This is a genomic window from Levilactobacillus suantsaii (genome assembly GCF_004115745.1).
Taxonomy (GTDB): Bacteria; Bacillota; Bacilli; order Lactobacillales; family Lactobacillaceae; genus Levilactobacillus; species Levilactobacillus suantsaii.
Genome location: NZ_QXIL01000006.1, coordinates 105,873 through 129,723 on the forward strand (window position 1 = coordinate 105,873; position 23,851 = coordinate 129,723).

Here is a 23,851-nt window from a genome sequence, read left to right on the forward strand (position 1 = left end):
CGCTAAGCGACGGCCTTAACTAAAAAGGACCCCACCGACAATCAGTCGGCAGGACCCTTTTTCTAATTCGATTTAAGTTAATGATGCCTGACCTTAACGGGCGTGGTCCGGTGACAGAATCATCGGTCCGCGAACCGCGTGTGGTAATTCAACCGTAATTCGGCGCATCACCACTGGCTTAGGCACAACCACGGGTGCCGTGGCTGGCTTGGTCTTCGCCGTTAACATGTGCCAGATGGAATGAAGCAACAACAGGCAAACTGCCATCAACGGGAATCCAGCAATCGTTGAGACCGTCTGAACAGTCTTGAAGCCCCCGACCATCACAATCCCGAAGGAGAAGAAAATGAAGACGACGACCCAGACCATCCGGTTCCAACGACTTGGTTGTTGCCCATCGTCTAAGTTCAGACTGGTGAACGACGACACGATGAACGCCGATGACGAAATCGTGGTGGCCAAGAAGATGAAACACGAGATGCAGTACAAGGCCAACACAATCATCTTAAACGGTAAGGTAGAGATCACCGTGGCGACCACGGCGGCCTGCCCCTGCGTGTTTAAGATGTGGACCAAGTTCACAGCCCCCGTCTGCTGGAGCCACAGGGAGTAACCCCCGAAGATGGCGTAGAAGCTCATGCAACCCAAAGCCCCATAAGTCAGCATTCCAATCAAGACCTGCTTGATAGTCCGGCCTTTAGAGATCCGGGCGATAAACAGTCCCATGACGGGCATGTAGGACAACCACCAACCCCAGTAGAAAATGGTTTCCTGCTGGGCCGTGGTGTCCCCACCGTTCGGCAGGGTATTCGTGGCCATCGAGACAAACTTCTGGGCCATCAAGCCCAAACTGTTGGTTTCGGAATTCAAAATATACATGGTTGGTCCGATAATCAAAATCAAGGCCAACAGTCCTAAGGCGGTCCAAATATGTGCCGCACTCAACCGGTCAATCCCCCCGTTTAACCCGTGGAAGACCGTGACGGCAAACAAAACGAATAAAATAATAAAGAGCTCAATCTTCAGGGTCAAGTTATCTTGAACCCCGGTCAAGCGACTTAAGACTTTCGAAATAATCGGAATTTCCATGCCGACCGATGATCCGATTCCGCCCATGATCCCGAAGACCACGAGGAAGTCAATCACCTGACGGGCAATCTTCTTACCGCGACTATCACCTTGGAGGCTGGTAATGGCGGCACTTACCCGTTGCACTTTTCCGTGCTTCACGAACAACACGTAGGCAATCGCAATGGTAGCCGGCGCGAACATCATCCACGCCATCGGCCCCCAGTTGAACTGACCGTACATGTGTGCTGCCCCGTAAGCCGCTTTGGAAAACGGCTTTAACCCGAAGGCCGGGTGCTGCAAGTACCGCAGGGGGTCAACGATGGAGAGCATTAAGATACTGGCATCAATCGCCGTCGCAAAGACCATACTCCCCCACTGGAAGCTGCTGTAACGCGGCTTGTCATCGGGATCCCCTAATTTAATTTTCCCAAACTTACCAAAAGCGAGATACATAAAGAATAAAAAGTTGATCACGTAAACCAGCAGATAAGCCCACGCCATGTTGGTATCAATCCAACTCAGCACGGTACTTAACGTTGCCTGTAATCGATCACCGCCCATAATAAAGAAGATGGACGCGATAATAAACAAGACAAAGGTTGGCACGAACACTAACTTATCAATATTTTTTCGCGCTAAAATAAAAATCCTGCCACTGATAACTTGGTTAAAAGTTTCAGAAGTTCTTGCTTCGTCCTATTCGCACTCGTCAAATTGTATCACACACAATTTAGTGCCTAGTCCACAAGCGTTAATTCCCGGCTAGCTACCGGTACAGCCCTTTGCTAACGGTCAACGACCGCACAAAGATTTTCAGTATCTCCAGATTTTTAACAGGGCTTTGACAAAACCTCGTTGGGCGCAGGAACGGGAACACTCCGTTCCTGATAGAGTTTTTGCACGTTCGGCCTAGTTTTGCTAGGTATAAAATCAGTAGCAGATTTTCCTTCCTTCTTCGGTCTGGCCTGCGGTGCAAGATACTGATCGAAGCCTCGCAAATAAAACTCAGTGCCGACAAACCTTCAACTGGCTCAACACTTTGCCCCCCATCAGTCGCGACGTCGCAAGTTGAGGCCTCACGATTGGCAAAACATCAATGACTGACTCATTAGAGAACAAAGACTGCGTGTCGGGTTGGCTTAAGGTTCCGCCAATCTTCGGTAATCGAAAATGATAACCGCATTCGAAACGTTGTTGGCTGTATTAGGCCAACAGATGTTTTAGGTGAAATTAGAAATCATCAATTACCTCCTCATTAGTCTACCCGAACGACTTTCGCTCGGGGTGTCACGCTCCCAGGATACACAAAAAGCGCCGAACCGGGTCGTCCCACGAGTCCGACGCTACGCGCCTAAACAGCCGCTACGACTGCATTCCTGTGAAGCAATATCCAAAGCTTATTATACGCGGTCGCTGTCATTAGTAAAACCCTAACCTTAAATCAGACATTAGCCTACTTTTGTAAACGGTTGCGGTCCCCATCATGGCTTTAATCTAAGAATTTGATGAGAATTTTGATTGTCGACAATTGGTTGGCCGGCAACTAAAAAGCCCAGGGCCATTTCGCCTTAACAGCGGCGTTGCCCGTCGCGCCATTATCGATTTCCTTGATGACCCGCGCGGGGTTACCGGCAATGACCACGTTGTCGCCAAAGGACTTCGTCACCACGGAACCGGCCCCTACGACCACATTATTCCCCAACGTGACCCCGGGTAAAATAGTGACTCGGCCCCCCAACCAGGCGTTATCGCCAATGGTGATGGGGGCGCCCATTTCCACGTCGGCCGACCGGGCCAGCGCATTCAAGGGATGGACCGGCGTGTAAAGACCAATGTTCGGTCCAAAGTAGCAGTGTTCACCAATCGTGATGGGACAAGTATCCAGGAAAGTCATATCGTAATTGCCATAAAAGTGATCACCGATGTGGATATTCCACCCGTAATCAAATTTGAACCCTGCTTCCACGAAGAAGTCGTCACCCGTATCGGTGATAAGCTTGCGGTAGCCGGCGTTCCGTTCATCGTTGTCGTCTAACTGGTTGACCGCCCGTAATTGTTTCCGGGCTGCGGTCCGCCGCGCAATCAACTCGTGATCGAACTGTTTGTAGGGCTGGCCCGCGGTCATCTTTTCCCGTTCTGTTGCCATAACATGAATCACTCCTCTATATCCGTTAATGATACCACTTTCCCCCAGAAGTCCCTAGGCACGGTCTCTAAAGCCCACCACCTGGGGACGCCAAAAAAGCCCGGCAAAACCTGCCCGGACCCCGGTTTATGATCGATTTAGTGGCACTTTAGTCCGCCGGGGTCGGCACAACGGGTTGTGTCGGGGCTTCCCGGAGGATCCAGGTGATGCCATACGCATCAACAATTTGGCCCATCTTACCACCCTGTTGTTGATCCGTAAACGGACTGATAATCTTGACGTCGGCCTTCACCAAGCGTTGATAGAGTGCCGTTAAGGCCTTCACGCTGTCGCTGTCGTCCTCATCAACCAGCAACATCAGTGAAATCAACGTCGAGGACGTGGGTTGACCCATGAAGGCGTCGGCACATTGCACGTCTAACCCTAATAATTGAAAGCCCCCGCGCATGGTCAATTGGCTCAATTCCACGTCAGCGTTCAGCCCATACTGTTCCGCTTCGTCCGCGGTCGGACTGACCCGATAAACGTTCGTGGCCCCAAAGACTTGTTGATAGTAAGCTAAGGCTTCCTTAGCATTCTCGAATTCCAAATAGGGAATCATTTTTGCTTCCATGATCGTTACCTCATTATTCTTAGTCTGATTACTCCTCATCCGGCGGCATCTGGAGGATGCGCCGAATAGCCGCGACCGACTGGTCAACAGTTTGTTGATTCGCCGGTTGGGCTGTTGGTTGCTTAGCCGGGGTCCCCGTCGGTTTTACCCGCGAGTTAGTGGCCGTTGACCCCATCTGATCCATCGTCGTGTTTAACAGGTGGTCGACAAACACGTTGCCTTGATTCGTGGCGTGCCCCTTCGTCCAGTGAAAACTCAGGTGCTGGAACTGCCCTAACAGGGGGTCGACTTGCTGCCAAAGCTCAGTGTTGGCTAACGGCCCCGCGCTGCGCTTCCATCCACGCCGTTTCCAACCAGAAAGCCAACCCTTGGTCACGGCATTCAAAACGTACTGGGAATCCAGCACGAATTGAATTTGGCGCGCCGTCTGGTCGAGTGCCACTAACCGTTGGAGGGCTTGCAAAAACGCCATGATCTCCATCCGGTTATTACTGGCGCCCCATTCACCGGCAGAATCGGTCACGACTTGCTCAGGCAACTCGATGCGGTAGGCCCAAGCGGCCTTATCACCCTGCCGCACGTGGCCCCCCGCCACGTTACCAGTATTGCGTGAGCCACCGTCCGTATAAACGGTAATTTCACTAGTTGACGTCGCTGTTGTCTGGGCACCCGATTGAGTTGCCAGAGAGCTTGACGCTACTTTAGCCGTCGTTTTTGGGGGCTCCCCCGTCAGAAAAGCCTGCGCTTCGCCGCGCGTGGCAAAGCTCTTGTAACGGGCGCCCGGAAACCCTTGGACTTGTCGTTGAGCTTCCGGCCAAGTCCGGTAGATGCCGGGCTTACGACCGCGGCGGACCGCATAAAACTTCTGTCCCATCGTCATCCCCACTTTCACACTAATCCTTGTTAGTTTACCATACTTTTTCATCAGATTTTTGAAAATGGGTATTACCAAAATTGTGAAGCCGTTACCTTTGCCGATTTCACAAGTTAAATCAACTGACTAATGACTTAGCTCCCGCTTTCATTCGGGATTCTGCCCTTTGCAGGGGATATTTGTTTTCATTATGCACAGATTATGCTAACCTAGTATATAAGGGGATTTTACCGACCGGAAAGTGACTTTATCTGTTACCTTGTCTAAAACTTCTAAGGGGGGTCTTTATGGAAAGTCCTATCCGTGCAACACTCATTACCGTTGACCAAGCCCGGGCCATGCTGAAAGATCAGCACGACCAACGGGGCGAACGTTTTCCCCACCTTGCACTTTCCGGTCAGTATATCTTGCCAGATTATCGGTTAACCCGCAAACGTGAAGCGTTTAAAATTCGCCGACACACCTTCTTGAAACGGCACTTCCGGTCTTACGTGGCGTTTGATTCCGACAACGGCCAAACGTTGTGGATTCATAATTTTCCTAGTTTGTCTGAGGCCTGCTTTTGGTTAAACACCGGTCTGAAACCAACCGACACTGACTCCGCTAGTTCCTACCAAGAATGGAAATCCTTACACGTTGACGAAATTGAAGTCCTGAAGAAACAACTACGGACCCAGCATCACGAGAAAAAGAAACCCAGCACTGTAGCGAAAAAACCGACGATTGCCGTGGTTAAGAAAAGTAAACACGCGAAGAAATAGGCGTTCCGCGTTTTCGGGAACGCTTTTTGTGTCCCCATTAATCGGTAAACGGGCCGGGGACAAAACACTAAAGTGCACCGCCTTTAAATGGGAAAGCCATTTAAAGGCGGTGCACTTTTTAAGTGACCCAATAGAACGATACCGCAACGGGCGCCAAAAGTCAGGTCGTTGCGCTGAGCCCGAATTCGGTGAGCCTACCCCCAAGCAGGCGTCTCACCGGAGTCATTAATGCGCGACTTTTTAAGCATCATTTCAATTCGTCTTGTGTCAAATGAAGGTGGACGTGTTTCGGTTCGGTCCGGACAATCACCTTGCCGTGATGAATCGAATACAACACTTCTGCACGGGTGTTCAACGCGTTGTAGAAGTTATCGCTGTTCATCACGACCAGGTTCGCCGGTTTACCGACTTCGATACCGTAGTGGTCGGCCACGTGCATGGCTTTAGCCCCGTGGGTGGTTATAAATTGATAGGAGTTCAAAATATCGTCGTAGCCCATCATTTGGGTCACGTGAATCCCGGTATGTAACGCATCCAACATGTTGCCATCGCCCATCGGGTACCACGGGTCCTTGATGTCATCTTCACCGAAAGCCACGTTGATGCCTGCTTCGTTGAGTTCCTTGACCCGGGTCAAGCCCCGACGCTTTGGATAGGTGTCAAAGCGACCACCCAAGTGAGTGTTGATCAGCGGGTTCGAAATCATGTTGATGCCCGAGAGCTTCAGCAAGCGCATCAACTTGTAAGCGTAGGCGTTGTTGTACGAGCCCATCGCCGTGGTGTGGCTGGCCGTGACTTTGTCGCGTAACCCCGTTTCGTAGGCCAACGTCGCCAGCGTCTCCAAGCCACGCGATGCCGGATCATCGATCTCGTCACAGTGCGCATCGACTAATTTCCCGTACTTTTGGGCGATACCCACCGCAAAGTGTAAGGATTCCACGCTGTATTCCCGGGTAAATTCGAAGTGCGGAATCGCCCCAATCGCGTCGACTCCTAATTGGGCCGCGCGTTCTACGAGTTCCTTCCCGTGTGGAAATGACAAGATGCCGTCTTGTGGAAAAGCGACCAACTGCAACTCGATAAAGTCTTTGACCTCGTCACGAACTTCGATCAAAGCCTTCAATGCCGTCAAATGCGGGTCGGTCACATCCACGTGGGAACGGACGAACTGAATCCCATGTGACGCTTGCAACTCCAGTGCCTGTCGGGCCCGCTGTTTGACGTCATCGTGAGTCAGTGTCTTCTTGCGTTCTCCCCAGATACGAATGCCATCAAAAAGCGTCCCGGATTGGTTCCATTCGGGGTCCCCTGCCGTCATGGTGCTGTCCAAATGAACGTGTGGATCCACGAATGGTGGTAAAATCAGCTTTCCCTTGGCGTCCAGGACATCTTCATGGTCTAGCGGCGTCAAGTGCGGGGCAATGGCCGTAAAGCGACCCTTTTCGATTCGAATATCCTGTGGTTCCGTGGCATTTTCAATGAAACCCTGTTGAATTAACATGACGTTTCAGTTCCCTTCTATCCTGTAAGTTTGACCGTTGCCTCGGTGCAACGTTAATAAAAACCAGTGATGGTCCGGCCGAACCAGAGCAACAACCCGTCGGCAAAAGCGCCGATAACGGCGACCCACATAGCCACCACGGTCCAGACCAGCCACCAGCCCGATTGGTGAGCGAACGTTTTCCCTAGGCCTATTAAGCTTAGCACACATCCCAGCAATCCGAACGTTAAGGTCAGTGGTTCGTTACCCGTTAGGAGATACGCCCAGCCGAGGGCCCCCGTAAGCGCATAGCTCCCCATGAGCAGTCCGATAAGGCCCCAGAGTGGCCCCCGCCAACGTTTCCCCATAATCCGTTTACCCCCTCGCACTAATTTTTAATCGATTTAATCGTTCCCCGTGGCAATTCATGCTATCCTAGGCTTAATGACATTTCTTAGGAGGGTTTATATGACAAATACTTATCCACAAGCGCTGACCATCGCCGGGTCCGATAGCGACGGCAGTGCTGGCATGCAGGCTGACCTACATACTTTCTTTGCCCGCAACGTTTACGGCGCGTCCGTCATTACCGCGTGCGTGGCGGGAAACTCCTATGGTATCCACGCCAGCATCCCCATGCCTACGGATTTTATCGATCAGGAATTCCAGGATTTAGCAGACGATTACCATATTCGTGCTGCTAAGACCGGGATGCTCGCCGATTCGGAACTGATCAACGATGTCGTGCGTAACTACCAGCAAGCTGATTTTGGCCCGTTGGTCGTCGATCCCGTCATCATGACCAAGCACGGCAACCAGCTGCTCGAAGAGAGCGCCTTTGAAACGCTCCGGACGAAGCTGTTGCCATTGGCTACGGTTTTGACCCCCAACTTCTACGAGGTCGAAAAGATCGCAGAAATCACAATTCACAGCGATGCCGACATGGTCGCGGCCACCCAGAAAATGCAAACCATGGGTGCCAAGAACATCATCGCTAAGGGCAGTCACGCCATCGCCAACCAGACGGTGGTCCGTGACTTCGTCCTCTTAGAGTCTGGCGAAAGCTTCTGGTTGAGCCAACCTTACCACGATACCGACCGGGTCAACGGGACCGGTGATTCTTTGTCGGCCTGCATCACCGCCGAATTAGCCAAGGGCACGCCAATGAAACAAGCTATCGCCTTGGCTAAAGCGTTCGTGAACACCGCAATCGGTAACCCGATTGAAGTCGGCCATAAGTTCGGTCCCATCAATCACTGGGCGGCCCAACGTGCGTCTTACGACCAACTGTAACCTTAATCTCTCACGAGTTTCATTAGAGTTCGCGCCCTGCGGCCGGACTCTTTTTTGGTCTTGTCACTCCGGGTCACCACTTGTCTGGCCGCCAAGTCCGGCCATCGATTTCCCCTTGTAACTGGTCGTGGCGTTGCGCCTGTTCGGTGACTACCCGGTCCAACGCTACCCAAAAGGCCCGGTCCGTGAATTGGGGCTGCTGGGCCGCTAACGCTTGTATTTGCTGATGAAGCCAATCCTGCTTACTCGTCATCGTCGGCCTCCTTAATCATCGCTAACGTGTCTGTCAGGCCCTCTAAGTCATCGCATTGCTGATCGAAGGTTGCGGCCACCAATTGGCCTGTTTGCCGCTGATTGGCGCTTAAACGGGCAATCATGGCCGGTAAGCGGGCTGCAAACCAAGCCTGCCGGTTAGCTAACGTATCCGGTTGGGTCTGCGTCAAATAACGCTGGTAATCAATGACCAGTTGCAATTTTTGCGGCTCAGTCATATAACCGAACTGATAAACGGGGAATAGCGGTAACCACGTCAATTTGGCTCGGTGGGCTACCGCAGCTAACGGCGCCAAAGCCGCGTCAAGGGTCAAGTTTTCCGTGCCGCCCCGGCGAAAGGCCGTTTGCGGCATCCCCGTACTGACCACGACCCCCAGTTCTTTCCCCGCTAGGGGGTAGCGGTGATCGCCGTACACGAAGTTACGCGTCAAGACCGTATCCTCCCAGCGTTTGAAACTCGCCGGCGCCGCGTACCAGTACAAGGGAAATTGTAGGATGATGCGGTCGGCTTGACGTAACAGCGCCTGCTCGGCCGCCACATCGATTGGTCCCAGGTCGCCCAGTTCATGCCAAGTCACCTGTGAGGCCGGTAAACTGGCGTGTAAAAATTGTTGGGTGGTCGAATCCGCAACTTGCGGATGGGCTACCAGCACTAAGGTTGCCATCGGTTACCATTCCTTTCTGAATCCACTGTAGCATAGAAATGATTTTTCCCCAGCAAAAAAGCCCGCTAACTGAAGTTTACGGGCTTAAGCTTAACTTAGACGTTGATTCGACTTACTGGAGAAACGGTCTCGTTCAGCAAGGTGTTTGCTCTTCTTCCGAAAGGCCGCGAGATTATTGAGGTATAATTGCCCTCCTGCAGCGAACAAGATAATCAACAAAATAATAAGTACAGCCGTCATCAGAATCCCCCCTGTTAATATCAGGTTACAGTTATATTATCCTAACGTTACAGAAAGATTGCAAGTAAAAAACATCAAAAATAATAATTTTAATAATTTCTCACCCTAACGCCCACCGATTCAGACCAATTTTTCGCTACCGGTGGCTCGACTCACTACTTGACGTGGCGGGCTTTGACTGGTCGGTCGATGACTTTTTAACGGACTGGTGGCGTTTTTTAGCTTTGTCGACTTGGTGGGAGACCTGGTTTGTCGGACTGACATCCGACTTCCCCGCCAAATTCGAGATAGGGTACGCCACGATGAGGACACCCAAGGCGATGGCGAGATAAATCAGGTTCTGTTTCCGCTCGCCGTGAGCCTGGGTGATTTGAAAGAAATAGTAGATTAAGCTAATGGCCGCAAAGAAAACAATGATCTCCGCGACCACGTGAATAATGACCATGCGATTCCCTCCTGGTTGGTTGCCGAATGACACATCTCAGTTGCGTCTGCGTTTCGCAGACCCGCGATTGACACGGACCGACGGCTTCTCTATAATAAATAATTGTGAATACTTTTGTCGCAATAGCTCAGCTGGATAGAGCAACGGTCTTCTAAACCGTAGGTCGAGGGTTCGAACCTCTCTTGCGACATTCCTAAGGGTCAAAGACCCATTATAATTGATAAGGAAAGACCCCAGGTCGAGTGGACTTGGCGTTTTTTATTATGGTTGTGGTCACGTGGCTAGATTTCCCGTGGTCGGAGGTGCTGGGCAAAGGTCCGGACGTTTTCCCGTAAGAACTGCCGCCGGACGATCCCGATGCCGCCGTGCGGGTACAGACTACGAAAAACAGCGTTGCCAAAATTGATCAAGATAAAGTTATCAACTTCCTGGGAAACGTTCACGTCAGCCGCCATTTCGCCACTGGCAACCATTTTATGGAAGGTCCCCGTCAGTGATTCCCGCAACCGAAGGGGTAACTTTTCGGCAATCCGCCGAACCTCGGCAAACTGATAGGATTCCCGTAAGTCCAACAGAAAGATAGATTGGTGTTGCCGAACAAAATCAATGTAAAGTTCGGCAATCCGCTGCAGGTCAAACACGACGTCGCCACTCATCTGGAACACTTCCCCAATGCGATCAATGTCGGCAAGATAACCCGTAATCAACTGCTCCAACAGATGCCGTTTATCCTGAAAATGGCGAAAGATGGTGCTTTCATTGACTCCAGCGCGGGTGGCGAGTTTCCGGGTCGTGGTCCCCCGGTAACCATATTTCAGCAGTAGTTCAGAAAACGCTAACAAGATTCGTTGGTCCGTTTCTTGTTTCGTCCCCATGCCATCAACCCCCTTCTATCGTTAAATTGTACCATGGTTCCGGGTCTAATCCAGTCCCAGACGCCCGAAGAAATTGTCCTTTGGCCGGTAAACACAAAAAGTCGCGATAATTTATCGCGACTTTTTTCATTGGATTCAGTTAAGATTCGGTTACTGCTCGATTTGCTCGGGCAACCTGGTGCCGGTACAAGCCCCAGCCCAAAAGCGCCGTCAAGACGTCCGCAATGGCTTGAGACCAAATCGTTCCGGTGTATCCAAATAACAAGTTCCCCACGACGATGGCCACGGTAAAAATAATGCCTTGCCGTGAAATCGACATGATGAAGGCGTTCAAAGCCTTAGCCGTTGACTGGAAGACCGTCGTGTAAACCAGAATGGCCCCCACAAACGGTGTGGTCACCAGCAAGATACGCAACAGTTGCCCGCCGTAGTGAATGACCGCAGGGTTCTTCAAGAACAACGAAACCAACCACGGCGACACAATAATCATCAAGGACGCCATGACTAGCGACCAGACCACTTCGACCATCAAATCAAAGCGAATGACTTTTTGCAGGCGGGGCTTATCATTGGCCCCATAACTATACCCGATCAATGGTTGGGCGCCGAAAGCAAAACCAATCATGATGGCATTGACCACCTGGTAAACCTTGAGGGCAATCCCCAACGCGGCCACTCGATCGGCCCCGTAACGGGCTAAGTAGTTGTTGAAGAGCGCCGTTTGGTAACTAACCATGAGGTTGGTCACGGAAGCCGGCACCCCAATCACCAGGATCTGCCAGATGTCAGCCTTATGTAACCGCGATTCGTGCCAGTTGACGTTCACGATTTGACACCGCCGCCGCACGAAGTAGACCAGAATCAAGTCGGTCAACACGAAACCGATCACGTTAGCCAACGCGGCCCCGGCCGCCCCCAACTTTAAACTTAAAATCAAGATGGGGTCCAGGGCAATGCTGACGATGATGCCGCCAACGCTGCCAATCATGTTTTCTTTGGCCCGGCCTTCCGTTCGCATCAAGTTCCCGGGAACGATGGACAGTGCCACCAGCGCCGCCCCAACGTTAAAGATGCGGTAGAACTGGGCGGCGTACGGGTAAGTTGTGGCCGTTGCGCCCATCAAAGTCAGAACCGGCCGTTCGAAGACCAACATCAAAACTGCTACGGCAATCCCGGCAAACAGGACGCCGTAGAAGCAGAAACTGCTGACCCGGCGTGCCAACTCGTAATTGTGCTGACCCAATAGCCGGGACACATACGCACTGCCACCTAAACCAAAGATATCCCCTAAGGCAATCATCAGGTTAAACAGCGGTGTACAGAGTGAGACCCCCGCCACCAACGCCGTATTCTGAGTCATGGACACAAAGAAGGTGTCCGCCAAGTTATAAATCATGCTCGCGAGCATGCTCAAGACGACCGGCATCGCCAAGGTAAAGTAAGCGCGATGTACCGGTGCCTTTTCAAATAGATCTTCCAAAACTCATCCCTCGATATGTACCCCCGATAATTGTGGGGCAGAATACCTATTAGTATACGCCATTTTGCCCGTTAAAATGTAGCCCCAATTTTTGGGGAAACCGAGCCATAATCAGCGGGGGCCGGTGATTACCCCTTAGGCGAGGCGGACCCCCTTTTTATAGACTTGCTTATCCGGTTGTTGGACCGCTTGAATCGCCGCGAGTGGATCAGCGTCGAGGACCACGAAATCTGCCATCTTCCCGGGGGCCAGGGTGCCATAACGCTTATCGATCTGTAATAGCTTAGCCGCGTTTTTCGTCGCCCCTAAGAGGGCTTCAAACGGCGTCAATCCCATCTGAGTCATCAACACCAATTCATCCGTGGTCCCGGTGGCAAAGCCGTTGAACGGCGTCCCCGCATCGGTGCCCACGGCGTAGTTGACCCCAGACGTCAACGCAGTGCGCATGTTTTGATAGAAGAAATCTTTGACTCCCGCGTTCTTACGATAGACGTTGTCTGGCACGATGCCCTTACCATACCGGTCAATCTTGTCACAGGGACTCAACGTGGGCACCAAATAAGTCCCCTGGGCCTTCATCAGGGCCAATTGATCGGCATCCAGGTAAATGCCGTGTTCAATGGAATCCACCCCGGCTTCAAGTGACAGTTGAATGCCTCGATTACCCTGCGCGTGTGATGCCACGGTCATGTGCTTGCTGTGGGCCTCCGATACGGCCACCTGAATCTCTTCTTCGGTCAGTTCCGTATCATCGACCTCGTCAGCGGCAGACATCACCCCGCCAGTGGCCATCACCTTAATGTTGCCGGCCCCCAGCTTAAAGTTTTCTCGGACGGCCCGCCGCACGTCGGTCGCCGAGTTGACCAGATGGCCAAAGTTGCTTTCACCGTTCAACCCCTGGGGTTCATCCCCGTGGCCGCCAATGATGGAAATGGGTCGACCGGAACCATCGATTTCAGTGCCTCCCAGGTCCCCTGCCCGTTGCAAACGCGCCAGCTTGAGATCAACGTCAAAGGCACACCCGCAGTCCCGGATGTAGGTCACGCCATCGCGGGCGAGTGCCTTTAAGTTTCGCAGAGCCCGGTAAGCCACCTCGGTCTCGGATAAATGGTCGTTGGGCCGGCCACTCGTGCCACTCATCATAAGATGAGTGTGGACGTTCATCAATCCCGGAATCACATACTTGCCGTGTAAGTCCAACGTTTTTTCGGTGGTGGTCGGCGTCCCCGTCCCGAGGTCGCTGATCTCACCGGCAGCGTTGACCGTAAAATACGCATCGAGTAAGTAGTGGTCGGTCACCCCATCAAAGAGTTGGCAATGTACAAACGTTTGAGTCATCAGCAAAAACTCCCTTAATTAGAATCGACGGTACGCTTTAACGGGCCTCACTGGACCCGGACCTGGCCGTCGTGAAGAATTAGCCAAATTCTAAGAGAGTTTCTCATCTTTGTCAATCACCTTTAGGAGGCATTACTCAATGGCCCTGACTGAATGCCGGCTACAGCCCATTTTTCAGCTAGTGCCCCATGTCTAATTACTTTTTCATCATCAGGATCAGGGCATTAAAAAAGCCACCGTCCGAAGACGGTGGCTTTTAGGCTAGAGGCTAATGTAAATTAGTCAACAACCGTAACGTTAGCAGCTTGTGGGCCACGATCGCCTTGTTCTACGTCAAGGGATACGTGTTGGCCTTCTTCAAGAGTCTTGAAGCCTTCACTGTTGATAGCAGAGAAGTGAACGAAAACGTCAGAGCCGTTTTCCAAAGTGATGAAGCCGTAACCTTTATCAGCGTTGAACCATTTAACAGTACCTTGTTCCATAAGAATGAAACCTCCGTGCGCATAGCGCAATAATATTTGCATTTGAAAGCTGGGGTAAAAAGGAGCCATTCTTAAAGAACGTCGAGCCTTTAAAACTTCCGAACCATAAATACATTAACCATAGGATAACAGGTATTCCCCAGAATAGCAAATGGGAAGTTTCAAATATTTGGCGAAACTATGATTAAGCCCTAGCGCCTCGCGGCCAACCAATTATATGCCGCCAACACCTCTTGGGGCGTGATGTTATGCGTTCCACCAGTCACGTTAACGGTCGTCGTCATCTGTAAATCTTCACAGGCTGCCGCTAATTTTCGAACGGTCGCCACACTTACTAATTGGTCGCGCTGCCCCACGGATAACCAGACTTCTCGGTCCGGTTGAACCTGGGGAGTGGGGACCGGCAACTGTAAGGGGTGAAATAAAACGGCATAACGGCCAGGAAACAGCCCCATCTGGACGCCGTAAGCCCCCAGTGCGGCACCGTTCGAATAGCCAACCGTGATCAACTGAGAACTGTCCCAGTGGTGTTCTTGGCATAGTCTCTGTGCCTGGTCAGCCACCCACTGGGCAGCGGCTTTAATTTGGGCCGGATTCGCCGGGGAACTGGCCGTTTGCGTGTAATACTGGCGCTGAGCACCACTCCCCTGACGGCCCGCAATCGTCATCAAAGGGCTTGTGGGGGCCAAGCGCCGGCCAAAGTCTAAAATCTCACGGTTAGTGCCCCCTGTACCCTGCAACAATAACACCGGGGGCGCGGTATTAGCTCCCGGCATGGTTTCAATCAAATCATCCATTCTCGTTTTCTCCTAGCGGTGCACAATGATTTCAATGGTATCTTTTTGTGGCGCCACGTTCAACCCAAAGCACGGCTCCGTCAAAATCTTACCGTACTCGTCCAGCACATCGTCGGGAAGGGGCGTGTGGTCGTGTAATTGCTTGATCAACTCGTCGGCCGTTTCAATCTGGCCCAAATCAACGAACAATAGCGCGTCGTTGATCAAGTCATGGACCAAGTCGCTCAACAGGCCGTTGGGTTTGCCCTGCACGTCGGTCACCACGACTTGGGCGCTTGCCAACGGCCGATGATTGACGGAAACAAACTTTAAAATGGTAAAAATAGTTGGCATAAGATATTTCCCCCCTGTTATTGAACCGCCGCGCGAGCCTGAGCCCAGCGCCGCATCATCTTTTCTTGCACCTTTGGAACGGGTAAATCAGCCACTTGTGTCGTCGCGACCCACTGCCCCGGAAAGTAAGTCAAAGGCGTCGCCGTGGGGAGTTTCGCTTGCAGTAAGCTCACTTGCCAGCGTTGGTGTGTATACGTCTGACTCACGGTTCTTCCGCCCAGTGGCGTAAACCTTACCGACAACTGGTAATCGCGTTGCCAGCGGGCTTCCAAGGCGGCAATATCAGCCGCTAAAGTTGGTGTCGTCGTGGCCTCGGCCGGCAGTAAATCGGCCTTGGGAATCAATGGGTAAGTCCAGTATCCCGCTAACATCTGTTGTGCTGAGCGCTGGACCAGTAAGTCCCCCGCCGGTGAGGTGACCAGCAGACCGTAGTATGGCACCAATTTAGGCCGAGGTTTCTTAGTCTTGACCGGGTAAGCGAGCACCTGGTCCGTCCGGTACGACGCGTCGAACGCGCGAACCGGGGAGTGTGCTGGGTCGGGCGTCTTGGCTGTCATGTAGCTCGACCCCAAGTCCATGACAGCCTGGTTGAAGTCTCCGGGTCGCTGCGAATCCACAATGGGTTGTAAGATATCAAAGAACACCTGGCGCGTCTTGGGTTGAGCCACGTCCGCATCAATCAACAACAAGCGAGCAAAGACCCGAAACGCGTTGCCGTCGATGGCCGGCACGACTTCATTAAAAGCGATGCTAGCGATAGCACAAGCCGTGTACGGGCCAACCCCCACCAAATCCTGGAGCGTCGCGGCGGTCGTGGGCCACTGGCCGTGATAATCGGTCACTAATTGGCGCGCCGCTCGTTGCAAGTTGCGGGCCCGCGAATAGTAGCCCAATCCCTGCCAAGCCTTCAACAAGTCGGCCTCCGCCGCGTTAGCCAGCGCCGTGACCGTTGGAAAAGCGGCCATAAAACACTGATAATACGGAATGACCGTTTGGACTTGCGTTTGTTGCAACATAATCTCACTGACCCACACGTGATACGGGTCGTGATCGTGGCGCCAGGGCAAGTCCCGCCCCTCCTGGTCGTACCAGGCTAATAGGGTGCGACGGAACTCGCGAATCGTCGCCGGCGACCATTTTTCCATGACCATCCCTCCGTTTACCATTTTCTTAATTTTAGCGAATTCCCACCGGTATCACAAGTGGGGCCCCTTAACTAGCCCTTGACGTGGTCCTCATCCTCCCCTATCATCAAACGGGAAGTCTCCAATCCCTAACGCCTGTCATTGAAGGCATCACCCGGCTTAGTCCACGAGTCGATGCCACCTGGGCCGGCCACGATCAGATGGTTAAGTCAGCGCGTGAACGGGGTGAACAATTGGAGAAACTCATCGGAGGAAAACACATGAAACACTGGATTTTACCCGCGATGCTCCTACTGCTAGGGAGCCTCGCTGGGTGTACGAAAGACACAACGGTTCATTCAACGAGCGATAGTCAAGGGGTCATGACCCAACGCCAAGTTTTGACGCTAGCCACCAGCACTCCTTTGACCACTTTAGATGCCGATAAGATGACCAAATTTGGACGGTTGAACAACACCATTGAAGGTCTATATCAGACCAATCGCGACGGTCAAACCCAACTGGCTCTGGCCAAGCGCGTCCAACTGAACGCCACCAAGACGACTTACACCTTCAAATTATGGCAGGATTCCCGGTGGAGCAACGGGGACACTATCACCGCACAAGATTTCGTCTACGCCTGGCGCCGCGCTTTGGCCCCACAAACTAAGGCGCCGGAAGCCGACCTGTTTTTAGGCATCAAAAATGCCCGCCAGATTCTGGCCGGTGATCTACCCGCCACCCAGTTGGGAGTCCACGCCAAGGGACGGTTCACCCTGGTGGTCACCCTCGATCATCCCATGGTGGAACTCCCCCAACGACTGGCTTACCCCATCTTCGGCCCCCAGAACCAGCGGGTAGCGACAAAATGGGGAGCCAAGTACGCTACCCAACCCAAGTATCAGGTGTACGCGGGACCCTTCATGGTCAGTTCTCACGGTAACACGGCCAAGCACTGGCACCTAATTCCCAACCCCTATTACTGGGACCGCAAGCACGTTTATTTGACCCGCATCAACGTCAACGTTTACCATAATCAGGCCCAAGAATGGCAAGATTATCAACAAGGCCGGCTGGATGAAGTTCGACTCCAGTCGAAAACTGACGTTAAATCGGCGGAAACACAGACCACCTACACGGCTCGGCCTTACTCCAAAATGATTCTGATTACATATCGACACCACTCCTCAACGAGCATACCCAGCCAACTTTTACGCCAAACTACGACCCGGTTAGCCATTTCCCACGCCGTTAACCGTCAAGCTTTGGGCCGCAATACCTACGGAAAATCATCGCTTCCCGCTCAAGGTATCGTCCCGGCTGGGCTCAGCCGGGGTCTCCGGGGCACCACCGACTTTGCCGCTAGTCAACCGGACCAAACCGCCTTGACATACCAACCTAAAGTAGCTCGGCAACAGTGGCGCCAAGCCTTAAAGAAAGTCCACCGGCACCGCATCACCTTGACTTTGAGTTACTTGGATACCACCCACGGTCGCCTGGTCGCGACACAGCTTCAAAAACAACTCATGACGACTTTGCCGGGGCTCACGGTCCGCTTAAAACAGCGGGCACAACACCTCAACGGTCATTCCAGCCCGTTAAACGGTGATTTGAACTTGAACACCCAGCAGGCGCAATACGCCGACCCCCTGGCGATGTTGGCACTGTTTACAACGACCAACTCCGCGAACACCACACGCTGGCACAATCGCGATTACGACCGTTTGGTTGCTCAAGCCAGCAACGCCACGGCCTTCAACACCCAGCGGTGGCGAACCCTATTAAAAGCCGACGGAATCTTGATGCGCGAACAAGGCGTCACGCCACTTTTCCAACCAGCTAGCACGTACCTGATGAACCCACACTTAAACGGCGTTCGCTTCAACACCGTAGGAACGTTGTCGAACTTCAAGGAAGCCTACTTCGCCAGATAAAATCAAGCCCACCCGGACAACCAATCACAAGAGTGCAACAAACTGACTTTTGGCGCATGCTTCGGCACCCTTATGGATCCGAGTAACTTAAAAAGTGCACCGCTTTTAAATGGATTTTCATTTAAAAGCGATGCACTTTACTGTTTTGTCCCAGACTCTGATTTTAGGGTCAATCGTTAAGTTGTTGTTGCGCTTCTTGGACCACCGCATCTCCGGCGAACTCACTGGTCAGCCGTTGCATCGGGGTGTAAGCGTGCCGGTCCTTATAGGCCACCGGATAGGCCGCGACGACCGCGACCTTCAACTGGTTTTCGGTCAAGAAAATTTGACCAACCCCGCGGTACTTACCCTTGCTGTGCCGGCCAGTTCGCCAGGAATGTAGCTTGAACTCACCGTTTGCTTCCCGCTTGATCTGGTAGTTGCCCGATGCATCCGCCACGACGGGCACGCCCAGATATTGGTTCACCTCATACTTTGCTTTTGCCATCTCTTTTACGAATTCTCCTTAGTCAACGCCGTAATCAGGGGGTCAATGGTCGCCGCCCCTAAAACGGCCGTAATTTTCGGTTGAGTCAAAATGGGTTGTAACACCGCTGTTGTGGCGGGTTGCCCGACCAACTGAGCCGCAATCGGGGCTAATTGGTCACTTGACGCCAGCGTGCCAAACAACGCCACCCGCCGTAATTGTCCTCGTTGCGCAGTAAAGTTGACGTGCAAGTCGCCATCGGCTAGCTGCAACCGTTGGTACTGTCGGAAACCGGGATTGGCGCCGTAGTTCCATGCGTCCGTGCGGTATTTTTCGGTCAGACGCTGGTCAATCACGGCCCAATCGTGGTCCGTTAAGTGGTAGGTCTCGATTTGGTCTAGTCGGGCCACCCCGAACACGTGACAAAGCAAGGCCTCCCTGAACGCTTGAATATCCAAATTTTGATATTGCGGGGCCAAGTACTGCCGCAAATTAGTGATGGGCACTCGGTTCGAGGCCACGCCGCGAGTGGTTGCCGTCTGCGCCGCGGGGCGTAACGCCTGATGAGCCGCCGCCACGTTCAGATCATACATGATGGTCCCGCCAGCCGCGTAACCAGCCCCGTTTTTGAACATGGTCATCCCCGAAAACTTCTTGCCCGCCACCGTCAGCGCACTCTTCTGGCTGATGGCCAAGTCGGTCACGCCCATTGCCGTCAAAGCCTTCAAAATGGGAGCCGCGAAGACCGCATAGTCCCCAAATCGCGCCCCATCATCCACCTCGCCGTTCACGATGTGCTCAAAGATCAAGTTGCGTTCATCGTGATAGACGGCGCCGCCCCCTGACGTGCGTCGAACCAGTTGGACGTGGTGCGCCTGCAAGTAATTAAAGTCCACTTCTGCGGTCACGGTCTGGTTCACACCGATGATGACCGCCGGCTGGTTCACGTACATCATGAGGCCGTGGCCTGGTAGCTTTAAATCGTTGACCAAGTAATTGTCAATGGATTGATTCACCAACGCATCGGTGACCACTTGGCCTCGACGCGTCGTATCGATGAGAAACATTGCGAAAAGCTCCTTCCCCCGCGGGTCTAAATTACTCTCAGTTTAGCATACGGCCCCGCCCCCAACAACTTTACAACCGCTCAATAGAAGTGGTTGTCAGCGGTTACATAACTTCGTATACTAGAGGTGACCTTAAGTTATCCGAGAGGAAGATGACCATGATAAATTCTACCCCATCATTTTGGCAACGTTTAAAACACTGGTGGCACGCCCGTTTTAGTGCTCCCAGCGCACCGACCATTACCGAAAAGGACGGTGTCTGGATCGAACAGCAAGACGCCCACCATTACCGGTTGGGCTTAGCCAGTGACGCACTGGAACAGATCGGTGACATCAGCTTTGCCGACCTCCCGATTTTAGTCGACGATGAGCTTGTCGCCCAAGACGACATCCTCGAAGTCGAGAGTGATAAAGCTGTCGAAAACTTCAAGACGCCCTACGCTGGCACCGTCGTTAAAACCAACGATGCCTTGGTCGCAGATCCCAGTGCGATCACGCCTAAAAACCAAGCCGCCAACTGGATTTTGGTGCTCAAAGTCGACTAACCTAGCGGGTAAAATTTTCAATAAAATAATTCCCATTTCTGCCAAAATGAACTAACATAGAAAATGAAGCCGGTGGTACCCATGCCAACAACACGATACACTGACCCAATTTAAAATTGGAGGTAATGGTTATGGCTGTTGTAGAAAAGACCGCATTATTAGATGAGAAGATGTCCGAAGTGTTTGACTGGTCCAAGGACTCTACTCCTGTACGTGACGCCATCTGGGATCACTACATGGAAGCTAATGGTCACAACACCGATGAAACTGAAGCTTCGATGAAGAAGATCGATGCGAAGTCTGACGATGACGTCAAGGCGTTCGTTGAAGAGAATCTGAAGAAGTAACCGGCTCACTCAAAAATAACGCGATCGTCTGGTGGCGTTATTTTTTTGTTTCAATCCGCAACTCAAAAACTGCTCCAAGAAGGGCTAAGGCCTTCCTTGGGGCAGTTTTATCATCCATAAACACTTAATATAATAACCCTCAGCTAGTCAAATGGGCCGCGTTAACCGGAAAATCAATGAGGATTCCCCCACGAGCTACTGAACGATTTGCGCAACCTTTGCGGCGATAGTGGTTCGCCCCGCCTGTGGCTGTAACAAATACGCCTTGATTTTAGAATTTTCAACATTCACCGTTTCAACGAGGGCCCGAATCGCACCCCGGCTAGTGGTATACAGCCCTAACTTTGCCTGAGCCGTTTCCCCCCAAGGCGCCACATCCAAGATGTAACCACCCCATTCATTTTTCTGCATGAATCGCACCGCCAGCCGAGTACTATTAACGACCCCCATCAGCGCCGTTGCCAGGTAATCACGCCACTCCCGACCGCTTAACTCGGCAACGCTCTTATTAGAGTAGCCCGCCGAATCCGGCATCAACCCCATATTCGTAAAGACCAGGTCGATACTGCCTAAGCGGTCTTCAATCGTCTGAAATGTTGCTAAGGCTTCATCATCATCTTCAACTTTACACGGATAAATGTAGCAGTCCGGCCCAATCTGTTCGATTGCCGCCTTTAAGGCTTGGGCATCCGGCAAATTATGCGTTAACAGACAAATATTATACCCCGCCTTTGCCAGTTGCAACGAGACCTCGCGGCCCATTCCCCGGGTCGCACCAGATAATACCGCATTCTTATTTTTGGGTTCACTTTTCATCCTAGAATCGCTCCTCTAACCAACTATTGACATGCTCAAAACAATTTCTAACAGTATCGCCAAACTCCCCAGCAAACCGTTCGGCAGCTTTTTCAGGCACAATGTTATGCGAAGCCCCGTCCACAAATGCCATTTGCTTATCAGGGCTCGAACTATTTTGGTAGATGGCTTCGGCGGCCATAAATTCGTAGCTGCCCGTCATCCCCATAATCAGCGTTGGCACTTGAATATGTCGGACATTGCCGGGGTATTGCAATACGCACTATCCCAATCAATGCCGTAAACGTGGGTCGCATCGTAACCAAACCCCTTCGTTCGCAGGCCAAAATTAGTTAGAAAATTCTTAACGGTCGTTTGCTTGGTCGACAAATTATTCAGTTGCACAAATTGTTGGGCGGCGCGTGGCAGGCGCCGCGAATAGATGACCTCGTTTGAGATCGACCCATCGGCATGAATCAAATCCCATGGCTTGGCCGTATGCTGAAGCAGGGTCGGATCCTGCGGAAATAATTTATTGCACGGCGCAAACTGCTGGCCCACCCACAATGGTTAACGGTTCATCATCTTTAAACTTGCCTTGCCCCGCTTCGATTGCGTTCAATCGTGCCAACGCATCATCAACTAGCTTTTGCTGACGCTCAGCTTGCGCTTGTTGGTAGGCCCGGATGAATGCCGAACTATACTCACCATGGTCCCCGCACCAGCCATTTTCAGGCGACGTGAGGTCAAATTTGGGATTCAAGTAACGCGCACTGTCGCCTTCCGTCAGACCGGGGTCCAAGCTCAACAATTCCATCACGCCGTTGCCAAAATTAGAATCTAGGAACATGACCCCGTCCGCCGGCGTTAAGTCACCAACATCCGTTAATTTAACGACCTGCCGTTCCGTTTGAAAAATATGGGCACCGTTCTCGGCGATGGCTTGATAAGCACTTAGCAGTGTCGCCCCACCACTGTGCCCCAGCAGCAGGAATTTTTTGATGGCGTCATCCTGCTTCACATAATCGACAACGGCTTTCACGTCCAATATTTTTTGATCCAGCGTTTCTTCCGAACGCTTGACGGCAGCGGTAAATACCGTATAGCCGCGCTGAGCCAATTCGGGCGCCGGAATAAAGCCGTAATAAGCCTCGTCCGAATGCATCAAAACGATTCCGACCGGTTTTCGATTCGTCGGGTCAACCGGACGGTAAATCACGAGTCCTTGAAATGGATTGAGTTGTTGATAATGGTTTTCAATGACCACAGAATTGTTCTTCATCCTTCAGCCTGCCTTCCATGTTTGCTTCTCATTATTCAAATTATAGCCCAACAAGGCAACTTTTGAGATGTTACGGCGTCCTCACATCGGCTTTACTAAAATCGAAACTGAATTGCTTTTCTCGTCAAACTTCTCATCAACGCCGATTGACAAAGAACTACTAAAAACAGCCGTAAAAAAGACCGGAGATGGTTATCCCCGGTCCTTCATTCATTTAAAGTTTAATTGGCCCGTTTTATTCCGGCCCTCCCGGCAAGATGCCGTACCCCAACAGGTACCGGCGCCCCGTAGCCGGGTCGATGGCCGTCTTGGTTAAACTAGCGTTCGGCGGCTCCGGTAACGCGGTCGAGGCGGGTAACCCCAACATCAACAGCGCGGCCACCTTAATGGTCAAACCGTGACTGATCACTAAAACATGCTCAGAGGGGTGGTCAACGACCAACTCCGCCAACAGTTACCCTAACCGATCCTGAATCTGCGCGTAACTTTCGCCCCCAATCCGGGGCAGCCAGGTTGGCGTGACCTCGTGGGTCAACGGGTCGACGGCGTCCGGATGAGCGCGTTGCAGATCCGCAATCGACCGACCGGCCCAATCGCCGTAGTCGCCTTCAATCACCCGTGGCTCAATTGTCAGTGGCCGGTGGCCCTTCGTCGCCGCGGTAATCAAGGCGGCGGTCTGGCGGGCTCGCTGTAACGGACTGACAATCAAGCGGTCGTAATGGGCAACATCGAGGCCCCCAGCCAATAAGGCTTGGACCTGGGCTGTCCCGGTGGACGTTAAGCGTGTCACGTCCGTATCCAATTGACCTTGAATCAGACGTTTGGCGTTCGTGATCGTTTGGCCGTGACGCACCCAATCAATCGTGGTCATCAAAACCACCCTTTCTGTTCGCTAGTTTTCTTGACGCTCAAACACGGTTTCGACCTTGCGCCGGCCCCGTTGCAACAGGTAAATTGCCACGATGACCAACACGGAGCCAATGACTTCGGCCACGGTGATTTTTAGGCGACGAATTTACAATTGAAGTGCAACAAGTAAGAAAATAAAAATAGACTCCTAGCCTGAGTCCTGTAGAATGAAGTCACCATAACAATCATCTAAAGGAGTTCTTAGGCTATGAGTCC

The 23,851-nt window shown here is 52.2% G+C and carries 27 protein-coding genes, 1 tRNA gene and 1 pseudogene; 6 read left to right on the forward strand and 23 right to left on the reverse strand.

The features are described from left to right. Window positions 1-93: 93 nt before the first annotated feature. From DXH47_RS04890 to DXH47_RS04905, 4 genes are all read right to left on the reverse strand, one after another. Window positions 94-1,677 carry a BCCT family transporter gene (locus DXH47_RS04890; RefSeq protein WP_129032113.1) on the reverse strand — a complete coding sequence of 528 codons (1,584 nt, stop codon included), beginning with the start codon at window positions 1,675-1,677 and terminating at the stop codon, window positions 94-96. A 937-nt stretch (window positions 1,678-2,614) separates the two neighbouring features. Beyond that, the gene (locus DXH47_RS04895) at window positions 2,615-3,217 is read right to left on the reverse strand and encodes a sugar O-acetyltransferase (protein ID WP_129032115.1); all 603 of its coding nucleotides are present in this window, start codon (window positions 3,215-3,217) and stop codon (window positions 2,615-2,617) included. A gap of 148 nt (window positions 3,218-3,365) precedes the next feature. Continuing rightward, window positions 3,366-3,830: a VOC family protein gene (locus tag DXH47_RS04900; RefSeq protein WP_129032117.1), complete on the reverse strand. Its 465-nt coding sequence runs from the start codon at window positions 3,828-3,830 to the stop codon at window positions 3,366-3,368. 28 nt (window positions 3,831-3,858) lie between these two features. After that, complete coding sequence (locus tag DXH47_RS04905; protein WP_129032119.1) at window positions 3,859-4,704, reverse strand: ribonuclease H family protein; 846 nt, start codon at window positions 4,702-4,704, stop codon at window positions 3,859-3,861. Between the two features lie 287 nt (window positions 4,705-4,991). On the opposite strand from DXH47_RS04905, the gene DXH47_RS04910 reads away from it, so the two are divergent. After that, window positions 4,992-5,465, forward strand: a complete 474-nt coding sequence (locus DXH47_RS04910) for a hypothetical protein (RefSeq protein WP_129032122.1) — start codon at window positions 4,992-4,994, stop codon at window positions 5,463-5,465. Window positions 5,466-5,712: 247 nt separating this feature from the next. On the opposite strand, the gene codA is transcribed toward DXH47_RS04910, so the two are convergent. Together codA and DXH47_RS04920 are read right to left on the reverse strand one after the other, a co-directional pair. Continuing rightward, entirely contained in the window at window positions 5,713-6,966 is a 1,254-nt protein-coding gene (gene codA / locus DXH47_RS04915) for a cytosine deaminase (protein WP_129032124.1), read from the reverse strand. A gap of 53 nt (window positions 6,967-7,019) precedes the next feature. Then, window positions 7,020-7,313 (reverse strand): hypothetical protein, encoded by a 294-nt coding sequence (locus DXH47_RS04920; protein WP_129032126.1) that lies wholly within the window; start codon window positions 7,311-7,313, stop codon window positions 7,020-7,022. A gap of 100 nt (window positions 7,314-7,413) precedes the next feature. On the opposite strand from DXH47_RS04920, the gene thiD reads away from it, so the two are divergent. Then, a complete protein-coding gene (gene thiD, locus DXH47_RS04925) occupies window positions 7,414-8,238 on the forward strand; it encodes a bifunctional hydroxymethylpyrimidine kinase/phosphomethylpyrimidine kinase (RefSeq protein ID WP_129032128.1) in 825 nt (274 codons plus the stop codon). A 73-nt stretch (window positions 8,239-8,311) separates the two neighbouring features. Here thiD and DXH47_RS04930 read toward each other — a convergent pair whose 3' ends face one another. From DXH47_RS04930 to DXH47_RS04940, 4 genes are all read right to left on the reverse strand, one after another. Next, window positions 8,312-8,491 carry a hypothetical protein gene (locus DXH47_RS04930; RefSeq protein ID WP_129032130.1) on the reverse strand — a complete coding sequence of 60 codons (180 nt, stop codon included), beginning with the start codon at window positions 8,489-8,491 and terminating at the stop codon, window positions 8,312-8,314. Then, entirely contained in the window at window positions 8,481-9,176 is a 696-nt protein-coding gene (locus DXH47_RS04935) for an NAD(P)H-dependent oxidoreductase (protein WP_129032132.1), read from the reverse strand. The genes DXH47_RS04930 and DXH47_RS04935 overlap by 11 nt, the downstream gene beginning before the upstream one ends. Window positions 9,177-9,266: 90 nt before the next feature. Next, the gene (locus DXH47_RS11635; RefSeq protein WP_170954950.1) at window positions 9,267-9,416 is read right to left on the reverse strand and encodes a hypothetical protein; all 150 of its coding nucleotides are present in this window, start codon (window positions 9,414-9,416) and stop codon (window positions 9,267-9,269) included. 136 nt (window positions 9,417-9,552) lie between these two features. Next, window positions 9,553-9,861, reverse strand: a complete 309-nt coding sequence (locus tag DXH47_RS04940) for a hypothetical protein (RefSeq protein ID WP_129032134.1) — start codon at window positions 9,859-9,861, stop codon at window positions 9,553-9,555. Between the two features lie 116 nt (window positions 9,862-9,977). Between DXH47_RS04940 and DXH47_RS04945 the strand changes: the two genes are divergently transcribed. Next, window positions 9,978-10,051 (forward strand) — tRNA-Arg (locus DXH47_RS04945). A 91-nt stretch (window positions 10,052-10,142) separates the two neighbouring features. Here DXH47_RS04945 and DXH47_RS04950 read toward each other — a convergent pair. The 7 genes from DXH47_RS04950 to DXH47_RS04980 all read right to left on the reverse strand — a co-directional run bounded on the left by DXH47_RS04950 (window position 10,143) and on the right by DXH47_RS04980 (window position 16,311). After that, entirely contained in the window at window positions 10,143-10,736 is a 594-nt protein-coding gene (locus DXH47_RS04950) for a TetR/AcrR family transcriptional regulator (RefSeq protein ID WP_129032136.1), read from the reverse strand. Between the two features lie 139 nt (window positions 10,737-10,875). After that, window positions 10,876-12,216: an MATE family efflux transporter gene (locus DXH47_RS04955; protein WP_129032138.1), complete on the reverse strand. Its 1,341-nt coding sequence runs from the start codon at window positions 12,214-12,216 to the stop codon at window positions 10,876-10,878. A gap of 135 nt (window positions 12,217-12,351) precedes the next feature. Beyond that, on the reverse strand, window positions 12,352-13,554 hold the full coding sequence (locus DXH47_RS04960) for a metal-dependent hydrolase family protein (protein WP_129032140.1): 1,203 nt from the start codon (window positions 13,552-13,554) through the stop codon (window positions 12,352-12,354). 278 nt (window positions 13,555-13,832) lie between these two features. Then, a complete protein-coding gene (locus tag DXH47_RS04965) occupies window positions 13,833-14,036 on the reverse strand; it encodes a cold-shock protein (protein WP_024746588.1) in 204 nt (67 codons plus the stop codon). Between the two features lie 191 nt (window positions 14,037-14,227). Then, window positions 14,228-14,833, reverse strand: coding sequence for an alpha/beta hydrolase (locus tag DXH47_RS04970; protein ID WP_129032142.1), 606 nt, complete (start codon window positions 14,831-14,833; stop codon window positions 14,228-14,230). A 12-nt stretch (window positions 14,834-14,845) separates the two neighbouring features. Next, on the reverse strand, window positions 14,846-15,166 hold the full coding sequence (locus DXH47_RS04975; RefSeq protein WP_129032144.1) for a hypothetical protein: 321 nt from the start codon (window positions 15,164-15,166) through the stop codon (window positions 14,846-14,848). 17 nt (window positions 15,167-15,183) lie between these two features. Beyond that, a complete protein-coding gene (locus tag DXH47_RS04980; RefSeq protein ID WP_129032146.1) occupies window positions 15,184-16,311 on the reverse strand; it encodes an A/G-specific adenine glycosylase in 1,128 nt (375 codons plus the stop codon). 260 nt (window positions 16,312-16,571) lie between these two features. Here DXH47_RS04980 and DXH47_RS04985 point away from each other — a divergent pair, with 260 nt between their 5' ends. Continuing rightward, a complete protein-coding gene (locus DXH47_RS04985) occupies window positions 16,572-18,224 on the forward strand; it encodes a peptide ABC transporter substrate-binding protein (protein WP_225423499.1) in 1,653 nt (550 codons plus the stop codon). A 169-nt stretch (window positions 18,225-18,393) separates the two neighbouring features. Here DXH47_RS04985 and DXH47_RS04990 read toward each other — a convergent pair whose 3' ends face one another. Together DXH47_RS04990 and DXH47_RS04995 are read right to left on the reverse strand one after the other, a co-directional pair. Next, window positions 18,394-18,711: a DUF7671 family protein gene (locus DXH47_RS04990; RefSeq protein ID WP_129032148.1), complete on the reverse strand. Its 318-nt coding sequence runs from the start codon at window positions 18,709-18,711 to the stop codon at window positions 18,394-18,396. A gap of 5 nt (window positions 18,712-18,716) precedes the next feature. After that, window positions 18,717-19,757 carry a lipoate--protein ligase gene (locus tag DXH47_RS04995; protein ID WP_129032150.1) on the reverse strand — a complete coding sequence of 347 codons (1,041 nt, stop codon included), beginning with the start codon at window positions 19,755-19,757 and terminating at the stop codon, window positions 18,717-18,719. Window positions 19,758-19,915: 158 nt separating this feature from the next. Between DXH47_RS04995 and DXH47_RS05000 the strand changes: the two genes are divergently transcribed. Next, window positions 19,916-20,302, forward strand: coding sequence for a glycine cleavage system protein H (locus DXH47_RS05000; RefSeq protein ID WP_129032152.1), 387 nt, complete (start codon window positions 19,916-19,918; stop codon window positions 20,300-20,302). A gap of 131 nt (window positions 20,303-20,433) precedes the next feature. After that, complete coding sequence (locus tag DXH47_RS05005; RefSeq protein WP_129032154.1) at window positions 20,434-20,649, forward strand: P8 family protein; 216 nt, start codon at window positions 20,434-20,436, stop codon at window positions 20,647-20,649. Window positions 20,650-20,844: 195 nt separating this feature from the next. Here DXH47_RS05005 and DXH47_RS05010 read toward each other — a convergent pair whose 3' ends face one another. The 4 genes and pseudogenes from DXH47_RS05010 to DXH47_RS05030 form a co-directional block, all read right to left on the reverse strand. Next, on the reverse strand, window positions 20,845-21,465 hold the full coding sequence (locus DXH47_RS05010; RefSeq protein ID WP_129032156.1) for an SDR family NAD(P)-dependent oxidoreductase: 621 nt from the start codon (window positions 21,463-21,465) through the stop codon (window positions 20,845-20,847). 210 nt (window positions 21,466-21,675) lie between these two features. Next, a complete protein-coding gene (locus tag DXH47_RS05015) occupies window positions 21,676-22,011 on the reverse strand; it encodes a hypothetical protein (RefSeq protein WP_129032158.1) in 336 nt (111 codons plus the stop codon). Further along, complete coding sequence (locus DXH47_RS05020; RefSeq protein WP_129032160.1) at window positions 21,977-22,726, reverse strand: alpha/beta fold hydrolase; 750 nt, start codon at window positions 22,724-22,726, stop codon at window positions 21,977-21,979. Before DXH47_RS05020 ends, DXH47_RS05015 begins: the two co-directional genes overlap by 35 nt. Window positions 22,727-22,961: 235 nt before the next feature. Further along, a pseudogene (locus DXH47_RS05030) lies at window positions 22,962-23,597 on the reverse strand (histidine phosphatase family protein). Between the last annotated feature and the right edge of the window lie 254 nt (window positions 23,598-23,851).

Coding starts and splice junctions, on each gene's coding strand:
- DXH47_RS04895 (WP_129032115.1), bottom strand. CDS start 3,217: ATGGCAACAGAACGGGAAAAGATGACCGCGGGCCAGCCCTACAAACAG.
- DXH47_RS04900 (WP_129032117.1), bottom strand. CDS start 3,830: ATGGAAGCAAAAATGATTCCCTATTTGGAATTCGAGAATGCTAAGGAA.
- DXH47_RS04905 (WP_129032119.1), bottom strand. CDS start 4,704: ATGGGACAGAAGTTTTATGCGGTCCGCCGCGGTCGTAAGCCCGGCATC.
- DXH47_RS04910 (WP_129032122.1), top strand. CDS start 4,992: ATGGAAAGTCCTATCCGTGCAACACTCATTACCGTTGACCAAGCCCGG.
- codA (WP_129032124.1), bottom strand. CDS start 6,966: ATGTTAATTCAACAGGGTTTCATTGAAAATGCCACGGAACCACAGGAT.
- DXH47_RS04920 (WP_129032126.1), bottom strand. CDS start 7,313: ATGGGGAAACGTTGGCGGGGGCCACTCTGGGGCCTTATCGGACTGCTC.
- thiD (WP_129032128.1), top strand. CDS start 7,414: ATGACAAATACTTATCCACAAGCGCTGACCATCGCCGGGTCCGATAGC.
- DXH47_RS04930 (WP_129032130.1), bottom strand. CDS start 8,491: ATGACGAGTAAGCAGGATTGGCTTCATCAGCAAATACAAGCGTTAGCG.
- DXH47_RS04935 (WP_129032132.1), bottom strand. CDS start 9,176: ATGGCAACCTTAGTGCTGGTAGCCCATCCGCAAGTTGCGGATTCGACC.
- DXH47_RS11635 (WP_170954950.1), bottom strand. CDS start 9,416: ATGACGGCTGTACTTATTATTTTGTTGATTATCTTGTTCGCTGCAGGA.
- DXH47_RS04940 (WP_129032134.1), bottom strand. CDS start 9,861: ATGGTCATTATTCACGTGGTCGCGGAGATCATTGTTTTCTTTGCGGCC.
- DXH47_RS04950 (WP_129032136.1), bottom strand. CDS start 10,736: ATGGGGACGAAACAAGAAACGGACCAACGAATCTTGTTAGCGTTTTCT.
- DXH47_RS04960 (WP_129032140.1), bottom strand. CDS start 13,554: ATGACTCAAACGTTTGTACATTGCCAACTCTTTGATGGGGTGACCGAC.
- DXH47_RS04965 (WP_024746588.1), bottom strand. CDS start 14,036: ATGGAACAAGGTACTGTTAAATGGTTCAACGCTGATAAAGGTTACGGC.
- DXH47_RS04970 (WP_129032142.1), bottom strand. CDS start 14,833: ATGGATGATTTGATTGAAACCATGCCGGGAGCTAATACCGCGCCCCCG.
- DXH47_RS04975 (WP_129032144.1), bottom strand. CDS start 15,166: ATGCCAACTATTTTTACCATTTTAAAGTTTGTTTCCGTCAATCATCGG.
- DXH47_RS04980 (WP_129032146.1), bottom strand. CDS start 16,311: ATGGAAAAATGGTCGCCGGCGACGATTCGCGAGTTCCGTCGCACCCTA.
- DXH47_RS04985 (WP_225423499.1), top strand. CDS start 16,572: ATGAAACACTGGATTTTACCCGCGATGCTCCTACTGCTAGGGAGCCTC.
- DXH47_RS04990 (WP_129032148.1), bottom strand. CDS start 18,711: ATGGCAAAAGCAAAGTATGAGGTGAACCAATATCTGGGCGTGCCCGTC.
- DXH47_RS04995 (WP_129032150.1), bottom strand. CDS start 19,757: ATGTTTCTCATCGATACGACGCGTCGAGGCCAAGTGGTCACCGATGCG.
- DXH47_RS05000 (WP_129032152.1), top strand. CDS start 19,916: ATGATAAATTCTACCCCATCATTTTGGCAACGTTTAAAACACTGGTGG.
- DXH47_RS05005 (WP_129032154.1), top strand. CDS start 20,434: ATGGCTGTTGTAGAAAAGACCGCATTATTAGATGAGAAGATGTCCGAA.
- DXH47_RS05010 (WP_129032156.1), bottom strand. CDS start 21,465: ATGAAAAGTGAACCCAAAAATAAGAATGCGGTATTATCTGGTGCGACC.
- DXH47_RS05020 (WP_129032160.1), bottom strand. CDS start 22,726: ATGAAGAACAATTCTGTGGTCATTGAAAACCATTATCAACAACTCAAT.